Consider the following 20,775-nt stretch of genomic DNA (forward strand, 5'->3'; position numbering starts at 1 on the left):
ATGTGAGAGGTGACATACATGGGCATCAAGGCTGAAGAAATCAGCAGTCTGATTAAACAACAGATTGAGAATTATGAATCTGAACTTAAAGTAAGCGAAGTTGGTACAGTTATCCGTATTGGTGACGGTATCGCTCTTGCTCATGGCCTCGACAACGCCATGGCTGGGGAGCTTTTAGAGTTCTCTAACGGTGTTATGGGTATGGCTCAAAACCTAGAAGAAGGTAACGTTGGTATCGTTATCTTAGGTCCATACACAGACATCAAAGAAGGCGATGAAGTTCGTCGTACAGGTCGTATTATGGAAGTACCAGTTGGTGAAGAACTAATTGGCCGTGTTGTAAACCCACTTGGTCAACCAGTGGATGGTCAAGGTCCTATCAACACTACAAAATCTCGTCCAATCGAAAGCCCAGCTTTCGGTGTAATGGCTCGTAAATCAGTACATGAACCATTACAAACTGGTATCAAAGCGATTGACGCTTTAGTACCAATCGGTCGTGGACAACGTGAGTTAATCATTGGTGACCGCCAAGTAGGTAAAACATCTGTAGCAATCGATACAATCTTAAACCAAAATGGTGAAAATATGATTTGTATCTATGTTGCCATCGGTCAAAAAGAATCAACTGTACGTGGTGTAGTTGAAACGTTACGTAAGCACGGTGCATTAGATTACACAATCGTTGTTACTGCTGCTGCATCTCAACCAGCTCCATTACTATACTTAGCACCATTTGCTGGTGTTTCTATGGCAGAAGAATTCATGTTACAAGGTAAGCACGTATTAATCGTGTATGATGATCTTTCTAAACAAGCATCAGCTTACCGTGAACTTTCACTTCTTCTACGCCGTCCTCCAGGTCGTGAAGCATACCCTGGTGACGTATTCTACTTACACAGCCGCTTACTTGAACGTGCTGCGAAGTTAAATGAAACTTACAACTGTGGTTCTATCACAGCTCTTCCATTCGTAGAGACACAAGCTGGGGATATCTCTGCATACATCCCAACTAACGTAATCTCAATTACTGATGGTCAAATATTCTTACAATCTGACTTATTCAACTCAGGTGTACGTCCTGCGATTAACGCCGGTCTCTCTGTATCACGTGTAGGTGGATCTGCTCAAATTAAAGCGATGAAAAAAGTTGCGGGTACACTACGTCTTGACTTAGCTGCATTCCGTGAACTTGAATCATTTGCTCAATTCGGTTCTGATTTAGATAAAATCACACTGGCTAAACTTGAGCGTGGTAAACGTACGGTTGAAGTGCTTAAACAAGACCTAAACAAACCACTTAAAGTTGAAAAGCAAGTTGCTATCCTTTATGCATTAACTAAAGGTCATTTAGATGATATCCCAGTACAAGATATCGTTCGTTTCGAAGGCGAATTCTTAAGCTGGTTAGATTCAAACCACACTAACGTTTTAGATCATGTTCGTACTACAAAAGAACTTGCATCAGACGCTGAGTATGAAGCAGCATTAACTGCATTCAAAAAAACTTTCGCTAAATCTGAATAAGCTCGAGATAGTCACTTGATTAAAAAACAAAAGGTGGTGAAATACCAGTGGTAAACTTACGCGAAATAAAAGGTCGTATTAATTCTACAAAGAGTACGAAACAAATTACGAAAGCGATGCAGATGGTTTCTTCTTCAAAGTTACGTCGTGCGGAGCAAAATGCTAAAGCTTACGTTCCTTACATGGAAAAAATCCAGGACGTAGTAGGCGCGATTGCATCAGGTACAAAAGACAGTGGACATCCAATGTTAACTGCACGTCCTGTCAAGAAAACAGCTTACTTAGTCATTGGTTCTGACCGTGGTCTAGCAGGTGCTTACAACTCAAGTATCCTACGTCATGTACAACGTACAATCAACGAGCGTCATAATTCAAAAGACGAATACGTGATTTTAGCGGTAGGTCGTGTTGTTCGTGATTACTTTGTGAAACGTGATCATAATGTCATCAGCAGTGTGGTTGCTCTTCCTGACCAACCAACATTCGCTGATATTAAAGAAATCGCTCGTAATGCTGTTGGTATGTTCATTGACGGTACGTATGATGAACTTTATATGTACTACAATCACTTTGTCAGCGCAATTGCTAACGAAGTGACAGAGAAAAAACTTCTTCCATTAACAGATATTGCACCTGTAAACAGTAAAGCTTCTTATGAATTCGAACCATCTGGTGAAGCAATTCTAGAAGTACTACTTCCACAATACGCGGAAAGCTTAGTTTATGGCGCATTATTAGATGGGAAAGCAAGTGAACATGCTTCTCGTATGACTGCTATGAAAAATGCAACTGATAATGCATCTGATCTTATTGCAGATCTTTCGTTGCAATATAACCGTGCACGTCAAGCAGCAATTACACAAGAAATTACAGAAATCGTTGGTGGAGCTGCAGCCTTAGAATAGGCTCGGCTCACCAATGTCGTATAAGAATACGATAGGAGGGTACACAGTAATGAATAAAGGACATGTTATTCAAGTAATGGGTCCGGTTGTTGACGTAAAATTCGAAAACGGCCATTTACCAGCAATCTATAACTCATTAACAGTTAAGATTGAACGTCCTAATGAAGAAGCAACAATTCTTGCATTAGAAGTTGCACTTCATTTAGGTGATGATTCTGTTCGTACAATTGCAATGTCATCTACTGATGGCTTACAACGTGGAGCAGAAGTAACAGACTCAGGAAAAGCTATCTCAGTACCAGTTGGTGAAGTTACACTTGGTCGTGTATTTAACGTACTAGGAGAAGTAATCGACTTAGGTGAAGAGATTCCAGCTGACGCTCGTCGTGATTCAATTCACCGCGAAGCACCATCTTTCGATGAACTTTCAACGACAGTTGAAATTCTTGAAACAGGTATCAAAGTAGTAGACTTATTAGCACCATACATCAAAGGTGGTAAAATCGGTCTCTTCGGTGGTGCCGGTGTAGGTAAAACAGTATTAATCCAAGAATTAATCAATAATATCGCACAAGAGCACTCAGGTATCTCTGTATTCGCTGGTGTAGGTGAGCGTACTCGTGAAGGGAACGACTTATTCTTCGAGATGAGCGATTCAGGCGTTATCAAGCAAACAGCGATGGTATTTGGTCAAATGAATGAACCACCAGGTGCACGTATGCGTGTAGCTTTAACTGGTCTTACAATGGCAGAATACTTCCGTGATGAGCAAGGTGCTGACGTACTTTTATTCATCGACAATATCTTCCGTTTCACACAAGCAGGTTCTGAGGTTTCTGCCCTATTAGGTCGTATGCCTTCAGCGGTAGGTTACCAACCAACACTTGCAACTGAAATGGGTAAACTACAAGAACGTATCACATCTACTAACAAAGGATCTGTAACTTCTATTCAAGCGATCTATGTACCAGCCGATGACTATACTGACCCGGCTCCAGCTACAACTTTCGCCCACTTAGATGCAACTACTAACCTTGAGCGTAAATTATCTGAAATGGGTATCTACCCTGCGGTTGACCCATTAGCTTCGACTTCTCGTGCATTATCACCTGAAATCGTAGGCGCTGAGCACTATGCTGTGGCTACTGGTGTACAACGTACAATCCAACGTTACCGTGAATTGCAAGATATCATTGCAATCTTAGGTATGGATGAGTTATCTGATGAAGATAAACAAACAGTAGAACGTGCTCGTCGTATTCAATTCTTCTTATCTCAAAACTTCCACGTTGCGGAACAATTCACTGGTCAAAAAGGTTCTTACGTACCTGTTAAAGACACTGTTCGTTCTTTCAAGGAAATCCTTGAAGGTAAATACGATCACTTACCAGAAGATGCTTTCCGTTTAGTTGGTTCAATTGAAGAAGTAGTTGAAAAAGCGAAGAGCATGGGCGTAGAGGTTTAATACTAGGGACGAGGAGGAAAAAATATGAAGACAGTTACAGTCAATATTGTCACTCCCGACGGCCCAGTATACGATTCTGAAGTTTCAATGGTAATCGCGAAAACGACTTCAGGCGAAATTGGTGTACTAGCAGGCCATATTCCAATGGTAGCTCCACTTGCAATTGGTGCAGTGAAGCTTAAAAAAGAAAATGGTTCAACTGAGCTTGTAGCGGTAAGCGGTGGTTTCATTGAAGTTCGTCCAGAAAAGATTTCAATTTTAGCTCCTTCTGCTGAAGTAGCTGAAAGTATCGATGTTCAACGTGCTAAAGAAGCCGTTAAACGTGCTGAAGGACGTATTCAAGGTAAACAAGATAACATTGATTTCAAACGTGCTGACCTAGCATTAAAACGTGCGTTGAATCGTATCAACGTTCATGAGGGTAATATCTAATTCAATTTTTAACGGGCAGATTTAATTTCTGCCCGTTTTTTAAATGGAGGGAATCAACGTGGAAATTTATGAAGCAGTAGGACAAGAAGCTTTAATGGGTATTGTATCTCATCTATTTTTTATTGCTATTACATTTTACGCTTTGCAGGCCTTCTTGTTAGAGAAGCTGTTTAAGAAAAATAAAGTATTTCAAATACAGTTAATTTATATATTGTTGAGCATTGCAATTGGCACGGCCGTATCTAATTTCTTTTTACAAATTTCAAGCTGGTCTGGAAAACTGCCATACTTGTTTTAATTCTATTATATATAAGTGCCTAACTATATTTATGTAGGGTAATTTTATACGTACATATTTCAAAGGGTTCCATAAGATGATTTATGAGGTCCTTTGAAATATGTACAAGCATGTTTCAATAATTTCATGCAAATGTTGTTTTTTGTACACAAAACTATGGGTATGTATTAATAATTGAGGGCAGTTGTACCGTATTATTGGTCATTCACAAAAAAAAAAATAATGCGTACAATAAATAAATAGAAAAATATCAACAAATGCCTTAAAATAGTGATTTTGATGCTTGAACGAACGTGTGAAAAGTTGTACTATAGAGTTGTTTGTTTACTGATTATGACATTATACATCTTTTTTTAAAATAAATATTCGATAGGTTAAGAGATTGAATTCGGAGGGACGTAGGGTGGAGAAAATTATAGTGACTGGCGGCCAAAAGCTACAGGGAAAAGTTCGTGTAGAGGGCGCAAAAAATGCAGTGTTACCAATCCTAGCAGCAGCTTTACTTGCTTCTAAAGGAGAAAATGTAATTAAAGAAGTCCCTAACTTAGCAGATGTCTATACAATTAACGAAGTATTAAAAAGCCTAAATGCAGATGTTACATATATACCTGAAGAAAATATTGTATATATCGACACAACGAAAGAACTATCTAGCGAAGCTCAGTTTGAATATGTAAGTAAAATGCGCGCATCAATTTTAGTCATGGGTTCTTTACTTGCTCGAAATGGTTTTGCACGTGTTGCTTTACCAGGAGGTTGTGCAATTGGTTCTCGTCCAATTGAATTACATTTAAAAGGTTTTGAAGCAATGGGGGCAAAAATTTCATTTGGGCACGGTTATGTAGAAGCGAAGACTGATGGCCGTTTAAAGGGTGCAAATGTGTATTTGGACTTCCCTAGTGTTGGCGCTACAGAAAATATTATGACTGCTGCATCTTTAGCAATCGGTACGACAGTGATTGAAAATGCTGCAAAAGAACCTGAAATTGTAGATCTTGCAAACTTCATAAATAGTATGGGTGGCCGTGTCATCGGTGCAGGTACGAATACGATTCGTATTGAAGGTGTTGACACATTATATGGAACGGAACACCATATTATTCCTGACCGTATTGAGGCCGGAACATTTATGGTAGCAGCTGCAATTACTAAGGGTGACGTGACTATTGAAAACGCTGTGCCTGAGCATATGACAGCATTAATTGCAAAAATGCGTGAAATGGGTGTAGAAATTACAGAGCTAGATGAGGGGATACGCGTAAGGGTACCTAACGTCTTAAAAGCAGTAGATATTAAAACTATGCCACATCCGGGCTTCCCAACAGACATGCAATCACAAATGATGGCATTAATGTTAACAGCACAAGGTACGAGTATTATAACGGAAACGGTGTTTGAAAATCGTTTCATGCATGTTGAAGAGTTCCGTCGCATGAATGCTGGTGCTAAAATTGAAGGACGTTCTGTGTTTATCGAAGGGCCTGTAAATCTTCAGGGGGCTGAAGTGATGGCTACAGATTTACGAGCAGCGGCTGCACTAATTTTAGCAGGTCTTGTATCAGAGGGAGTTACGCGTGTTACAAAACTTCATCACTTAGACCGTGGTTACGTAGATTTCCACGATAAGCTAGCGGCACTTGGCGCAGATATTGAGCGTGTCGCAACAATGGAAGTAGTGTCAAATGAAAAATCAACTATGCATATTCCAGCCAATTAAATAGCATGAGAAACCCTTTACTAGTATGTGGGAGTAAAGGGTTTTTTGTTGTTGCTGAGTAGAAAAATGTTCAATAATGGACTGAAAGAATTTCAGTAAGTTAGGCTGTATTATGGAAATTCCATGTCCTCGTTCACATAATTAGATGAAGTCTAGCATATTATTCCTTATGAAAAAATGGATGATGAGTATAGGGGTTATTTGTTTAATTGGTGCATTATACATGCTTCCAGTGGCATTTAGTGAAAGAAGAATGACATTGGAAGATAGTTCTCCGCAAAAGACGGAGCAGGCCTGTGAAATTCTCATAGAAGTGGAGGGACAAAAGGAAAAAATCCCTTTAGAAACGTATATAACAGGTGTTGTAGCAGCAGAGATGCCTGTTTCATTTAAAAAAGAGGCTTTAAAAGCACAAGCTATTGCGGCAAGGACATATGCATTGAAAACGACAAATTACGGCAAAAAAGCAATTGCTCCAACGGTTGCTAGACAAGTTTTCTATGATAAAGATCAAAGAAAAGCCAATTGGACTAGCAATTTCCCGGGAAATGAAAAGAAAATTGTCGAGGCGATTACAGAAACGAAAGGACAAGTTCTTCTATATAATAATGAATTAATCACGGCAATGTTTCACTCTACAAGTAATGGTAAAACGGAAAGTGCTTATGGCTACAGCGGCAATGACATTCCGTACTTGCAAAGTGTTGCAAGTATGTCCGATCAATCATCTCCAAAGTTTACTGCAATGGAAGAATGGACATTAGCTGAATGGAATGCTTTATGGCCAATTAAATGGCAAGCAACTGATTTTAGTCGATTACAGCTGTTCTACAACGATTCAGGGCGTGTTGAACGATTGCAATTAGGCAATAACGTATGGACAGGGCGCGAAGTACGAACGCTTTTGCAGTTGCCATCTAGTGACTTTACTATATCTTTTGATAAGAATACGGGCAAGGTAGGCGTGACAACACAAGGATATGGGCACGGCGTAGGGATGAGCCAGTATGGTGCAGAGGCAATGGCGAGCGATGGAAAGACTGCTGCAGAAATTTTACACTACTATTATCAACAAATTGAGATAAAAAAAATAGATGCATGTTTAAAATAACTTCTAGTTGTTCACACTGCAACTAGAGGTGATGAAAATGAGAGAGGATAAAAATAGTAAAACTTCTCAAAAAGAACAGTTACAGAAGAAACCTTGGTTTTGGCCAGCAGTGTATGCGGGTGGCGCTCTAATGCTAGCAGGTATTTTATTTGGTTACAATAGTCTTGTATCAAAAGTAGAAGAGGCTCCGTTACCAGATTTAGCGCAAGTGGAACCAGGTCCAGTAGTTGAAACCAATGCACGTACAGAAACAATGAAGTACCCATTCAAGGAAACGAATCTTAGTAAAGTACAAGTTTCACAGGAATTTTATGAGCTAGAGGCCAATGAAGAATCACGTGAGAATGCCTTAATGGTATTCAATCAAACATTCACTACTTCATCTGGTATTTCGCTTTCTATGAATGGAGAAGAGTTTGAGGTAGTTGCTGCTTTGAGTGGTAAAGTACTAGAGGTAAAACTAGATGCGTTCACAGGCAATAAGATTGTACTAGAGCATTCGAATGGTAAGCAGACACAATATAGCTCTGTGAAGGACATTGCAGTGAAGGAAGGCGATGAGGTGACACAAGGTCAGGTACTAGGAAAAGCAACTGACAATGAGTGGAATCAAGCAGCTGGCGTTCACATGCATTTTGAAGTACTAGAAAACGGAAAATTTATTAATCCAAAGAAATTATTAGCGTTTTAAAAACTACATTCGCGCCCGTTCGTTGCTGTCATAGCGCTTTCGCACTGACAAAACATCCGTACGCGATAAGCGCTGATCTAAAAAAAGCCACGAACAGTGGCTTTTTTGGCGCGAGTACATAATTTATCCAAAAATATGTCAGTTGGAGAAAGAAGCCTAAAACAATCTCAACTTTGCGACAGCTGTTTCATGAGCCACATTTAAATGCTTGAGTGACAAGATATTAATAAAAAAATCAGCATATTAACAGAAAGTGCAAATCGTGTTCTGAATAGCTTTGTCCTCACATAAGGTGAAGAAATGCGCAGACGTGCATCTGATGCCAAAGCCATTTTGTGAAATTGTGTGGAAAGGACGAAGAACGTGCACGAGCACATTCGGAAGCGCTGCATTCGCCTCGGTGAATTATTGATTGAGACGCGTGAAACTGTGCGTGTCCTCGCGAAAATGACAGGTTATTCAAAAAGTACGGTGCACAAAGATTTAACAGAGCGATTACCTACAATTCATGAAGGATTAGCTGAGCAAGTGAAAGAAATACTCGCCTACCATAAGGCCGTACGTCATATTCGTGGAGGAGAGGCAACGAAAAACAAGTGGAAAGAAAGAGCGAGTCAAGAATGATTCGTTCTTTTTTTGTACCTGATTACGTCAACTTATATAATTGAAGGAAAACATACATATTCACTAAATTTAGGTGAAATTACCAATAGGGTGTGATAAAATATTCTAGATAAACAGATAAAAATGAACGTTATGTAGTTGGAACTGGCGGGAAGGAGAAATTATAGAATGTTTTCGAAAGATATTGGCATTGACTTAGGAACTGCGAACGTATTAATCCACGTAAAAGGGAAGGGAATTGTCCTGAACGAACCTTCTGTGGTGGCGATTGATAGAAAAACAAATAAGGTATTAGCGGTAGGGGAAGAAGCTCGACAAATGGTAGGGCGCACGCCGGGCAATATAACTGCAATTCGTCCATTACGAGATGGAGTAATTGCAGATTTTGATGTTACAGAAGCAATGCTTAGACATTTTATCAATAAATTAAATTTAAAGGGCTTTTTAACGAAGCCACGTATACTAATCTGCTGTCCAACAAATATTACTAGTGTTGAACAAAAGGCTATTCGTGAAGCTGCTGAAAAATCGGGCGGTAAAAAAGTATATTTAGAAGAAGAACCTAAAGTAGCAGCAATAGGTGCAGGTATGGATATCTTCCAACCAAGCGGTAATATGGTCGTTGATATTGGTGGTGGGACAACAGATATCGCTGTCCTTTCAATGGGGGATATTGTAACGAGTGAATCTATCAAGGTTGCTGGAGATGTTTTTGATAACGATATTTTGCAGTACATTAAAAAAGAATATAAGTTGCTGATTGGTGAACGTACAGCAGAGGCAATTAAAATGACGATTGGTACAGTATTTAAAGGTGGTCGTAGTGACTCAATGGATATTCGTGGTCGTGACATGGTAACAGGCTTACCGCGTACAATTGCTATCCACTCGGAAGAAATTGAACGTGCCTTACATGAATCGGTGGCGATGATTGTTCAATCGGCGAAAAATGTACTAGAAAAAACACCACCAGAGTTATCCGCTGATATTATTGATCGTGGCGTTATTATTACTGGCGGTGGTGCTTTGTTACACGGCATGGACCAGCTATTAATTGAAGAGTTAAAAGTACCTGTTTTCATTGCAGAACACCCGATGGATTGTGTTGCAATTGGTACAGGCATTATGCTTGAAAATATCGATCGAGTACCTGCTTCCCTATAATAATAGAATGAGGTGATTCCTTTGTTTAAAGGGTTTTATACTGTAGCAACAGGGATGATTACACAACAAAGACGTACAGAATTATTAACTAATAACTTATCAAATGCCAGTACTCCTGGATTTAAGGCAGACCAATCAACAATTCGTTCGTTTCCGGACATGCTTATGTCAAGCGTAGGTAAAACGAATGCACCTGCTAATCAGCAAGCTGGTTCGCAATATATGAGCCAAGTTGGTGCATTGAACACAGGGATTTACATGCAGGAAACATTGCCAAATTACATACAAGGTCAAATTTATAGCACAGATTTACCGACAGATATGGCCTTAATCGATGGGTACTTACCGCAAAATGAAGATGGTGTTACAGGCTCGATTTTCTTCCGTTTAGCTCATCCAGAAGGTGGAGAAGCGTATACGCGTAACGGGAACTTTACTTTAGATGGTCAAGGCTATTTAGTAAATCCACAAGGGCTGTATGTGCTATCTGAAGCAGGTCAGCGCATCCAGCTACAAAATGATGATTTTCGCTTAGACCAAGACGGTACAATTTATGTAGATAATCAACAGGTAGCACGAGTAGGTGTATCTTTTGCTGCAAATCCGAACATGCTACAAAAACAAGATAACGGCTTAATTCGTACACAAAATGGAGAAAATTTACCGACTGCTTATGGTGCGAATGGTGTATCCTTTACACTAAGTCAAAATTTCCTTGAGGGTTCGAACGTTGATTCTAGTCGTACCATGACAGACTTAATGACAGCATACCGCGCGTTTGAAGCAAATCAAAAAGTGTTACAAGCTTATGATCGCAGTATGGAAAAGGCTGTCAATGAAATTGGCAAAATATAATAAGCAAACAGGAGGCGTTGTCAATTGTTACGTACGATGATTACCGCAACTAATACAATGGGGCAATTGCAAAATAAATTAGATACGATTAGTAATAATATTGCTAACAGTAATACACATGGCTATAAAACACAGGAATCTACTTTTAATGAATTGCTCTATCAACAATTCAATAATGATAAGCAAGACCGCGCTGAGCGTCAAACGCCTGTTGGTATTCGCTATGGCGCTGGGGCAATGCTCGGCCAAATTCAAACGAATCATAAACAGGGCTCATTACAAACAACAAATCGTGACCTTGATTTTGCTTTTACAAAACCAAAGCAATATTTTAATATTTTGATGCCAGATGGTGAAAATGGATCAAAAACAGTGTATACTCGTCAAGGTGACTTTTATTTATCACCATTGAATAATGGAACGGCTATGGTTGTAAATGCAGATGGCTATCCACTTGCAGATGCATCAGGGCAAGCGATTACATTACCGGATAATGTGAAAAGCTTTGGTATAAGCAATGGAGGCGTTTTAGAGGCAACTGATGCGAATGGCAATATTATTCGTACAGATATAGCCGTTACAGAACTGCAAAAGCCACAGCTAATGGAGCATATTTCTGGCACATATATAGGTTTACCGAATAACTTAGCCGAATTAGGGTATAATCAAGCTGAAGTATTAACGGAATTACAAGGGGCAAATCGTCAGCAAATAGGCATGCAAGGTGGTACGCTTGAAATGTCGAATGTCAACTTATCAAAAGAGATGACAGATTTAATCCAAACACAGCGTTCTTATCAATTCAATGCAAGAGCCGTAACCTTAGCAGACCAAATGCTGGGACTGATTAATGGTATTCGATAGGTTAACGCTCTTATAAATGTCTAGTTAGAAATGAAGGAGTACAAGCTATGACAAACGATTCACGTCGCCGTTCTGTGCCGACAAAAGAAACCGAAACGCCACCAGAAGAGAAGGAACGACGCTCAAATGGAGAGCAACGAGAGGTTCGATGGGTGCAAATACGACTGATTCCGATTTGGTTACGTGTTGTACTTGTTATCGTGTTAATCGTAGTTGCAGCTATTCTAGGAACAATGGTTGGCTACAGTGTAATAGGCGAAGGTAAAGCACTGGATGTTTTTAAAACAGAGACATGGCAGCATATATTTGACATAATGAATGGTAAAGAATAATAATATTCTTTACCATCCTTTGCGTTTTACATAAATACATATTCTAAGGGGGAAAAGAAATGTTAACAGCAGAACAAATTCAAGCAATTTTACCACATCGTTATCCTTTTCTATTTGTCGATCGTATTGTGGAATTAGAAGAAGGTAAGCGTGCAGTAGGCTTAAAAAATGTTTCCATTAACGAAGACTTCTTTAATGGCCATTTTCCAGGTTATCCAGTAATGCCAGGCGTATTAATTGTAGAAGCATTAGCACAAGTGGGTGGGGTAGCATTATTAAATGCAGAGCAATTTAAAGGACGTCTAGCTTTTTTAACAGGTGTAGACAATTGTCGCTTTAAGCGTCAAGTAGTGCCGGGAGATCAGCTTCGATTAGAGGTAGAATTCGTAAAGCTACGCGGTGCTATGGGCAAAGGACACGGTATTGCTACTGTCGATGGTGAGCTAGTATGTGAGGCAGATATTTTATTTGCAATTGGACCGGAACAGCCAAAACAGCCTTAATTTGCAATTATAGGCTAAAAGTTATAAAATAATGTAGTTGAATATTTTTTTGGTTTTATAAATGATTTATGTTCTGAGAGCGCGATGGCGAATAAGCGATTGTGAATTGAAATACATGTAATTTGAGGTTTTTTAAAACGTAGGAGGATTATATAGATGTATAAGGAATTGTCTTCAGGTGTTAAAATTAGCATTACGCGTTCGATTTCAACATCTTTCGAATCATACTTGGCAAGTATTGGTTGGGATGAAGAGCGCTTTTCTATGGAAGACTTCATTGCTAGCTGGCAGTCTTATTTTCAGCAAAATGCCGCTTGGATCGAAAAAATCCCATCAGATGTTTTGATGAGTACTGAATTCCATGAAGAAATGGCTCAAAAAATCGATGAGGTAATTGCCAAAATTTTAAATGAAGAACCAACAGCTAAACAGGTCGAAACAATCGAGGCATTACAAAAAGGGCTAGATACAAACTATACTTATGACTGTAAAGCTGAGGCAGCATATATCGAACAGTTATTAAAAGAAAAACAAAAATAGTTTGTAATAAAATCGGATAGTAACCTTCTTTCCCGGGCAATCTATGTAGGATCACAAATGCACAAGATGTATTTGATGACATAGTACCTAACGGAGAAAGGAGGTTTTTTTATGTGGAAAATGTCATTTTTCACCATGATTCTTGCTACAGTATTCCTTGGAGGTTGTAACTGGGGAAACAATGCAGCTGACGAGACTCCCATGGAGGATACAAGGAACGACATTCGTGAAGGCGTCAATGATGTCGAAGATGCAATAGACCCAGACAGGAATGATGACGTCTATGATCGTGATGTTAACGGTGATCGTGGTACAGTTAATGATAATAATGTAATTCCAGATGCTACAGCACCAGGAACCAATGCTGATATGAACGGCACAAATGGTGTTGACAACGCCCCTAATGCGAATGGTGTCGATCGTAATAACAACAACATGAACGGTACAAATGGCGTCAATAATGAAGATATTATTGAAGACAATAAAGACATCAAAGACCGTGACAACTTAGATAACCGATAAATACAAAAAGAGTGATTCCCATTATACGGAATCACTTTTTTCTGTATGGAGAAGTGAGGAAGGTGCGGGTATTCCTGCGAAAGCGAAGGGAGTACGCGTGAAAGTGAAGCGATTACCCGCGGAGGTGGAGGAAATACCTGCGAAAGCGAGGCAAATACCCGCGAAAGCAGCAAGCAAATCTGCGAAGTGTGCACAAATTCATTTAAATTACTCAAAAAATGGTTTCATATATTCCTGTAAATTGTCAGGTAGCAGGTAGACTCGATTTTTAAAAGTTCCTGTATAGGAAAATTGGAATTTTTTCAATAAGCGATTAGCTGAGTCACTCGATTGAATACCAAAAAATGCACGCAATTGACTGTTGGTAATTGTTTGTCTTACTAGTAAGCGATAATCTTGCAAAGCTTCGGCAAAAATTTCTGCACTTGCATAGTTGCAAATTGAACATTTCCAAAAGCCGCGATGATAATGCATTTGGTATTTATACTGGCATTTTGGACAAAGGACACCATGGCGGAATCTTGAAGAAGCAATAAAGGGAGGTAATACTTGTGGTTGGTGGTGATCACGAAATCGCTGTACAAAACGGGATAACTGTTCATTCGTTAATAAGGATTTTGGATATTTATTAAAAAGTAGCTGAAGATGACTTTGAAGTCCTGACACATGAAAAATTGGAACCGAATTTGGGTGTGTCGCGATAATAGCAGATGGGTTAGACAAGATAATTGCACCTTCAATGGGAAGAGAATGGTTTTGAGAAAAAACTTTTAGGAATTGAATATGACGGTGAATTTGATTGATTGCATTGGGAAAGCCCTCAACTGTTCCATCAGGCTTTGTCCGTGTACATTGATGTGTATTTCCATTAAAGTCTAGACGCCCGTTAATGTTTTTTATTTCAATAATTAACATAAAACGATTACATATAAAGAGGGTATCGAGTTGATGTGTATGGTTTGCTCCATTAGTCAGTAGTAAATTATGCAATATAAAAAAAGTATTTGGACATATTATTTCATCCCATTCACGGTCTACTCTTTTTTCACCAGCAAATCCTGCATCCAATCTTCTAAATTGCTCGGCATAATAGCTAATGCGAGCATCTCCCTTCTTTAATCTTCTCTGTATAGCCTCTAGCCACAACAATTTTAATGGTTTTTCTCGTACATCAAATTTCAAATGCGTTCCCTCCTATATTTTTTACATCACATTTTCCCTGATTGTTCTCGCTTGTCCAATATAAAAAAACGATACGTAAAACTACGCATCGTTCTAGAGGTGAATTAGTCATTTTTCAGTTTTGGCCGTTCTTTCATACCATGCGCGAAGCGGTCCAGTAACTCTTCTGATGAAACGCCCTCTGCAAGAAGTTCTGCAAGCAGTTGCTCAGCATATTTTGAACGTTTTATCTTTAATGTCCCTTTTAAAAGTATGGAGATCTGTTCGCCAATTTCATGTACGGCATGTACGGCAACGCGGAAAGGGGCAGGTTCATTATCGGGAGATGAAATAACTGCACGGACATTGAAAACGGCATCATTCGCTAATAATTCATCAAATACCGAGCGGAATTGTCGGTCCATAAACAGTTCAAGAATCCAAGATTGATGGCTGTTTTCCTGGTTAATAATAATGCCATCGACTAAAGGAAAAGGTTGTATGCCATCTTTGGTAACAAGATCAAAGGAAAGCATTTTAAATGTTTTCATTATGTATCCTCCTAAGTCGGTCATTCCTTTTAGTATAACATAATCAATTAGGCATGGTGTATCACTGGCTTTTGCATACTTAATTAGTAAAGTGATAAATATGCAAAATTTAAAATTTTAAAAAACAGGGCTATTTATTACGTACATAAGCTTCATTTTGGCAAAACATTCTAACAATGAAAAATAAACATATCAATATAGCCAATTTATGCTTAAAAATCAGCATAAATTACAAAACTCGACTTTTGCCAATTTTAGAAGTGCTCTTGTATGATGAGAGCAATTAAAAGCAAAGGAGGTGAATTGATGAATCAGGTCGGACTAGTTGGAAGATTAACAAAGGATCCTATATTACGACAATTATCTGGCAATCGAGTGCAAACACATTTTTCTCTTGCCATTAGCCGCAATTACAGAAACAGTCGTGGGGAAGTGGAGGCTGACTTTATTCTTTGCACAGTATGGGGAAAACTGGCAGAGCGTATCGTTAAATATTGCGGAAAAGGTTCCTTAATTGGTGCAAATGGCCGTATCCAGTCAAGGTCATTCGTGAATGAAGAAAGTTCAAAGATTTACATTACAGAAGTAGTCGTAGAAGATGTCCGATTTTATAAGCTTAAGCCCCGAGATAGTGCGGGGGCAATTGGACCACCACAGTCAATCACTGAGCAGAATAGCTTCAAAGATTTTGTGTTGCCACAGGAAGAAGTACAATTACCGGTAGTATAACAAATTACGTTATACATACGGAGCAAGTTTGAAAATTATCTGATCCGCCATTCTCCTGATAGCACTTGCACCGTAATCATTTAATTGAAAGGGTGGATGTATTACCTTAAATGACTTAATCATTGTTGTAGACCGCACAACAATGAGCATTTCACACAACTAAATATGAAGTTGAAGTAAGTAGGAAAGTAGTAACAACATTGTTCACTGAAATTGGCAAACTAAAAGCGCGCCAAAAACATTATGTTCTTGGCGCGTATATTACGTTGGAATATTATAGTCAAGTGTCATCAAATCACGAAGTTCATGATCTGCAAGTTCCGTTAACCATTGGCTTGATTGAATGAGTTCTTCCGATAATGCAGATTTCTGCGCCAGCATTTTATCAATTTTCTCTTCAATAGTACCGATTGTGACAAACTTATGCACTTGCACAAATTGTGTTTGCCCAATACGATAAGCTCGGTCTGTGGCTTGATTTTCAACCGCAGGATTCCACCAGCGATCGGCATGCAACACATGGTTGGCAGCTGTTAAATTTAGTCCTGTGCCTCCTGCCTTTAAGGAAAGGATGAAAATAGGGAATTCTCCTGCCTGAAAAGCCTCCACCAATCGGTCACGTTGTTGCTTTGGCATAGCACCAGTTAAAAACGGAGCATCGACATTATGCAATTCACTAAAGCAATGCTGTAGCAATTGTCCCATACCAATATACTGTGTGAAAATGAGGCACTGCTCACCATTGTCCACGATTTCCGCCGCCATTTGTACAATACGTTCTAATTTGGTAGAACGAGTTAGCATTGTTGTGGCATCCTCGAAAGGTTCCTTTAAATAGAGGGCAGGATGATTACATAATTGCTTCAATTTACTGAGCATTTTTAAAACACGCCCTTTTTTCTGAAAGCCTGTTAATTGCTCTAGCTGATCAAGGGTCTCTAAAATGTAACCTTCATAAAGAGATGCTTGCTCAGTAGTTAATGGGCAATAAGCATTGGATTCCTGTTTATCTGGTAAATTAAGCTGTAAACTAGGATCGCGTTTTGTTCGACGTAGTAAAAATGGTTGTATTTTCGCACGAAGCTTTTGTTTATGTGATTCTGATTCATCGCGTTCAATTGGTAAAATAAATTCCTCATTAAAGCGACCGAAGCTACCTAAATAACCTTTATGAATAAAATCAAAAATAGCCCAAAGCTCTGATAAGCGGTTTTCAACAGGTGTACCTGTCAAGGCAATATGGTGTTTCCCTTGTAATTTACGAATTGAACGAGATTGTAATGTTTGCATATTTTTAATATTCTGTGCCTCATCCAGTACAACGGTAGTCCAGTCAATTTCCTGTAAAAACTCCGCATCCTGCGACACAGTACCATAGGTAGATAAGATAACATGTGGTTTCTCTCGCTCTACAAGTTGTACAAAAGTTTCTTCCTTCGCTCGATTTGCTTGATAATGCGTATGCACGATTAAGGAAGGAGCGAAACGAGCTAGTTCCTTTTGCCAGTTGCCGAGTACCGACGTCGGACAAATGATAATAGAGGGCTTAGGTGAATCCATGGTTTCATTAACATGCAATAGGTATGAAATAAGCTGAACGGTTTTACCAAGACCCATATCGTCAGCTAGACAAGCGCCGAAGCCTTGTTCACGCATAAAAATGAGCCATTCAAAGCCTTCCTGCTGATAAGGGCGCAACTCAGCTTGAAGTGAAGTAGGTAGTGGAACAGATGGTAATCCTTTTTTCTCTTGTAACTGCTCCATATAGGATTTTAGAGATTGCTGCAATTCAAATGCAAAGAGAGGGTCATCCCGTAGTACATCATCAGCGTCCTCTTCTTCTAGCGGAAGCGATAAATCCTCTGGTAATTCACGGAATAGTAACTCGCGAACAGTCCAGCTTTCATCTTCCGCTTGTTGCATTAATTCGCGCATTTCCTGCATCCAGTTTGCATCTACACGAAACCATTCTGTACCAATACGTATGAATTCACGTTTTTCATCTACAAGTTTTTTAAATTGCTCAGGTGAAATCGACTCACCGTTCATAGAAAACTGCCATTTAAATGTTAATATATCATCTAATCCAGCAACTTTTTTAGTGGATGCATTCCCCGTACTTACACGAACACGCATCTTCGATTGTTTTAAATCCTTTAGCCAAGCTGGTAGCACGACTTCAAAGCCAAGTGCTTGTATTCTAGCCAAATCTTCACGTAAAAATGAGCGAACTTCTAAATCCTCAAGCGTCTCATGAATAAAAATATCGCTTCGTATATCGTCAATGGACAGAAGTTCCACGATTTGTGTTTGTTGCTGCACAATATCATTTGCAAATTCCTGCCACTTTGTCGGTAAGGCATCTACGATTGGTAGTGTTTGCTTGCGGATAGCGGGTGTCCAATAATTTTTTGTCGTTGCTGTGCTAAGGACAGTTTCTAACAACCATACGTCCGAGTCTTCTTCAGGCTCACTTAAACGTAGTGACACCCTGACAGTGCCAGCCTGACGATCCTGTTCTAAAGGCCAGCCACCACGCATGAAAAATGGTAATAGTTTTGGTAAATCGGATAGCAACAACCCTGCATTTATAAGCTTTTGTTGTACTGCAGTCTCAAGTAAGTTCGTATCAATACCGTCAATTGGAAATGCTAACGATGAAAAATCATCAGCAATACTGGCATGCTTCCAAAGTGTTGGGTCTTGCCAGTACACTTGTAGTGTCGACACGGTTTCTAATAAGGAGCTACTCTCTTCATTTATCCCATGCCATTGTATAAATGGATGCTGATAGCGAGAAGAAAAAATATCAAGTAGCTCTGCAGTAGAAACTTCGATGGAAAAGTCTGAATGATTGGCCAGTAAACCATAGACATTAGTTTCATAATTAAAAAACAAAGAAGAAACAAGTGAACTTGCATCCATTGCTACACCACCAGCAGTAAAGCCCTGTAACGCAAAGTAACCTTCCTGAGCTGTCTCAATACGGAGCTGTATTTTTTTCGTAAACGGAGAGGTAGCATTTAAAGTCATCATACTAAGTTTCCTTTCTCAATCTCTTCCTGTAATGCACGTAGTCGTTTAAACTCTGTACGTATTGTTTGCATGTATGTTTCAAAATAACCAGTTTTTCCGGCTCGTTTTGCTGCATTTCGCATACTTTTCCATATACGAACCGCCTGTTTATAATTCATGCGTGATTTTTGGGTAATCTCTGCCATTGCATAGACATGATACAAAGGCAATACAGTCGCAGGAGCTACCTGTAGCACATCTTTTAATCCACACATTTCTAAATAAGAAAGGGAAGAGAGATTTAATTGATGCAAGGCTGCCCATTCACGATAGCGTTCTTTTTTTATAAGGAAGAACGAAAATGGCTGAAGCCCGTAAACACCAAAAGCACTATATAGGGAGGTTTCTTCTTCGTCAGTCAGTTGTATGTCTTCATATAATAATTGGAACTGTCGAACATATTGAGCACGCTGTACTACGGGTACAGTTTCCTGTAAAAAGGCTTCTGCAAATGGTAGCATCGCGCGCAAGATGGATGTCTGGGCTTGTGGCTCTCCTGCTCGCTTAGCAAAGGTAGCAAGCTCAAATAAGTCGTTCATATGCTCGATATTTATATGTGCAATACTTTCTTCTAATAATTGTTCTTTTTGTAATAGGACGTAAAACAATAGCTTCAATGATTGCAATGAAATCTCAGATGATGGATTTTCAAGTTCATTTAGCAATGCTAGTTCTTGCTCACGTCGAGGCTTCTCATAAAAAAGTACTGCCCATAGAAGCATGTAGATTTGTAGTCGACTGGCAAAGAGTTCACGACGTTCTAATAAAAAATCTCGTACAATTTGTTGAAGTGCATTGTAAAAAGGATCGGTTGCAAAAAGGCGTGAGCGTCCATTAAGTTCCGTCAGTGTACTTTCAAAAGATTGAATACTTTGATCAATAAAGTATTTCATATAGGGTGAATCAAGGGAATGCCCGGGTGTTTCATTTAAATGGCGCCATATTGTATTAATGATTGTCAGTTCCATAAAAAGTTTATAAAGTGGCTGCCATTCACGTTCAAAGGGCATATGTTTACGAAGACGCTCTAGTGCATCAGAGCGAATAGCAGATAGACCATAGCCTTCCAGTACACGACCAGTTGGCAGTAAACGCTTCATCACTTCGTTAGCCATTAATCCCCAGCTTTCAGGACTACGTTCATCGGCTAATGTTTTTAACTGCACGGATTTTTGCGCTCGCCATGCACTAGACCAATTTTGTACCGAATCAAAGTACTGATAGAGTGCAAGCAATGCACCAAGCTGATGGCGACACCATTTTAGCTGTGGGCAATTACAAAATAATGTTTCGTGTGCAAAATCAATTTCTACAGAAGCGGGTCTGACATCCTGTACACTTGCATATAATATAGAACTTGCGCTATTAAAACGTTCAAATGCAATAGATTTATTACGTACTGAAAAAACTGCACGACGCACAAGCTCCTCATCTTCGGTTGAGGAAGGATGTAAGTCCTGCTCAGCCTCCTTTACTTTTGCAAGTACAAATTGCTGATGTTCCTTAGCTAGTTGCGAAATAGATAAAGCCATAACTCCACTCCTCTCAATAATAACTGTGTTATTTTAAATGTTTTTTGCATGTCACTGTTTATCAGGTAAAAAAGACTGTCCTCCCATTATACGATTAAAACGGGGACATGATAAGCTGAATGATTATAAAGAAAAAAATTGGAGTAAAGATAGTTAACAAGAGGATTTATTTGTGTT

Annotated in this window: 21 protein-coding genes; 17 read left to right on the forward strand and 4 right to left on the reverse strand. The window is 39.2% G+C overall.

Features of this window, described 5'->3' with window-relative positions:
* Positions 1-18: 18 nt before the first annotated feature.
* The 16 genes from atpA to H131_RS05140 all read left to right on the forward strand — a co-directional run bounded on the left by atpA (position 19) and on the right by H131_RS05140 (position 13,550).
* Entirely contained in the window at positions 19-1,527 is a 1,509-nt protein-coding gene (atpA, locus tag H131_RS05065; protein WP_010857996.1) for a F0F1 ATP synthase subunit alpha, read from the forward strand.
* Positions 1,528-1,574: 47 nt separating this feature from the next.
* Positions 1,575-2,432 (forward strand): ATP synthase F1 subunit gamma, encoded by an 858-nt coding sequence (atpG, locus tag H131_RS05070; protein ID WP_010857997.1) that lies wholly within the window; start codon positions 1,575-1,577, stop codon positions 2,430-2,432.
* 49 nt (positions 2,433-2,481) lie between these two features.
* Positions 2,482-3,897 carry a F0F1 ATP synthase subunit beta gene (gene atpD, locus H131_RS05075; protein ID WP_010857998.1) on the forward strand — a complete coding sequence of 472 codons (1,416 nt, stop codon included), beginning with the start codon at positions 2,482-2,484 and terminating at the stop codon, positions 3,895-3,897.
* A gap of 24 nt (positions 3,898-3,921) precedes the next feature.
* Entirely contained in the window at positions 3,922-4,329 is a 408-nt protein-coding gene (locus H131_RS05080) for a F0F1 ATP synthase subunit epsilon (protein WP_010857999.1), read from the forward strand.
* Between the two features lie 58 nt (positions 4,330-4,387).
* A complete protein-coding gene (locus tag H131_RS05085; protein ID WP_010858000.1) occupies positions 4,388-4,627 on the forward strand; it encodes a DUF1146 family protein in 240 nt (79 codons plus the stop codon).
* Positions 4,628-5,030: 403 nt separating this feature from the next.
* Positions 5,031-6,344 (forward strand): UDP-N-acetylglucosamine 1-carboxyvinyltransferase, encoded by a 1,314-nt coding sequence (gene murA / locus H131_RS05090; protein WP_010858001.1) that lies wholly within the window; start codon positions 5,031-5,033, stop codon positions 6,342-6,344.
* Positions 6,345-6,513: 169 nt separating this feature from the next.
* Complete coding sequence (gene spoIID, locus H131_RS05095) at positions 6,514-7,455, forward strand: stage II sporulation protein D (RefSeq protein WP_010858002.1); 942 nt, start codon at positions 6,514-6,516, stop codon at positions 7,453-7,455.
* A 37-nt stretch (positions 7,456-7,492) separates the two neighbouring features.
* Positions 7,493-8,146, forward strand: coding sequence for a M23 family metallopeptidase (locus H131_RS05100; protein WP_010858003.1), 654 nt, complete (start codon positions 7,493-7,495; stop codon positions 8,144-8,146).
* A gap of 363 nt (positions 8,147-8,509) precedes the next feature.
* Entirely contained in the window at positions 8,510-8,770 is a 261-nt protein-coding gene (locus tag H131_RS05105; protein ID WP_010858004.1) for a sporulation transcriptional regulator SpoIIID, read from the forward strand.
* A gap of 168 nt (positions 8,771-8,938) precedes the next feature.
* The gene (gene mreB, locus H131_RS05110; RefSeq protein WP_010858005.1) at positions 8,939-9,934 is read left to right on the forward strand and encodes a rod shape-determining protein; all 996 of its coding nucleotides are present in this window, start codon (positions 8,939-8,941) and stop codon (positions 9,932-9,934) included.
* Between the two features lie 21 nt (positions 9,935-9,955).
* A complete protein-coding gene (locus H131_RS05115) occupies positions 9,956-10,789 on the forward strand; it encodes a flagellar hook-basal body protein (RefSeq protein WP_010858006.1) in 834 nt (277 codons plus the stop codon).
* 24 nt (positions 10,790-10,813) lie between these two features.
* Positions 10,814-11,653, forward strand: coding sequence for a flagellar hook-basal body protein (locus H131_RS05120; RefSeq protein WP_010858007.1), 840 nt, complete (start codon positions 10,814-10,816; stop codon positions 11,651-11,653).
* 47 nt (positions 11,654-11,700) lie between these two features.
* Entirely contained in the window at positions 11,701-11,985 is a 285-nt protein-coding gene (locus H131_RS05125) for a DNA-directed RNA polymerase subunit beta (RefSeq protein ID WP_010858008.1), read from the forward strand.
* A 59-nt stretch (positions 11,986-12,044) separates the two neighbouring features.
* Positions 12,045-12,488, forward strand: a complete 444-nt coding sequence (fabZ, locus tag H131_RS05130; RefSeq protein ID WP_010858009.1) for a 3-hydroxyacyl-ACP dehydratase FabZ — start codon at positions 12,045-12,047, stop codon at positions 12,486-12,488.
* Between the two features lie 156 nt (positions 12,489-12,644).
* Complete coding sequence (locus H131_RS05135) at positions 12,645-13,028, forward strand: hypothetical protein (RefSeq protein WP_010858010.1); 384 nt, start codon at positions 12,645-12,647, stop codon at positions 13,026-13,028.
* 111 nt (positions 13,029-13,139) lie between these two features.
* Complete coding sequence (locus H131_RS05140; protein WP_010858011.1) at positions 13,140-13,550, forward strand: hypothetical protein; 411 nt, start codon at positions 13,140-13,142, stop codon at positions 13,548-13,550.
* 207 nt (positions 13,551-13,757) lie between these two features.
* Here the strand turns inward: H131_RS05140 and H131_RS23440 are convergent, their stop codons facing one another.
* Together H131_RS23440 and H131_RS05150 are read right to left on the reverse strand one after the other, a co-directional pair.
* The gene (locus H131_RS23440) at positions 13,758-14,732 is read right to left on the reverse strand and encodes a nuclease-related domain-containing protein (RefSeq protein ID WP_010858012.1); all 975 of its coding nucleotides are present in this window, start codon (positions 14,730-14,732) and stop codon (positions 13,758-13,760) included.
* A 104-nt stretch (positions 14,733-14,836) separates the two neighbouring features.
* Positions 14,837-15,262, reverse strand: coding sequence for a YwpF family protein (locus H131_RS05150; protein ID WP_010858013.1), 426 nt, complete (start codon positions 15,260-15,262; stop codon positions 14,837-14,839).
* A 306-nt stretch (positions 15,263-15,568) separates the two neighbouring features.
* On the opposite strand from H131_RS05150, the gene H131_RS05155 reads away from it, so the two are divergent.
* The gene (locus H131_RS05155; protein WP_010858014.1) at positions 15,569-15,991 is read left to right on the forward strand and encodes a single-stranded DNA-binding protein; all 423 of its coding nucleotides are present in this window, start codon (positions 15,569-15,571) and stop codon (positions 15,989-15,991) included.
* Between the two features lie 261 nt (positions 15,992-16,252).
* Here the strand turns inward: H131_RS05155 and H131_RS05160 are convergent, their stop codons facing one another.
* Positions 16,253-19,027, reverse strand: a complete 2,775-nt coding sequence (locus tag H131_RS05160) for a DEAD/DEAH box helicase (RefSeq protein WP_080647622.1) — start codon at positions 19,025-19,027, stop codon at positions 16,253-16,255.
* Positions 19,024-20,598 carry a hypothetical protein gene (locus H131_RS05165; RefSeq protein ID WP_010858016.1) on the reverse strand — a complete coding sequence of 525 codons (1,575 nt, stop codon included), beginning with the start codon at positions 20,596-20,598 and terminating at the stop codon, positions 19,024-19,026. Before H131_RS05165 ends, H131_RS05160 begins: the two co-directional genes overlap by 4 nt.
* Positions 20,599-20,775: the final 177 nt, after the last annotated feature.

Origin of the sequence: Lysinibacillus sphaericus OT4b.31 (genome assembly GCF_000392615.1) — a bacterium.
Lineage (GTDB): Bacteria > Bacillota > Bacilli > Bacillales_A > Planococcaceae > Lysinibacillus > Lysinibacillus sphaericus_B.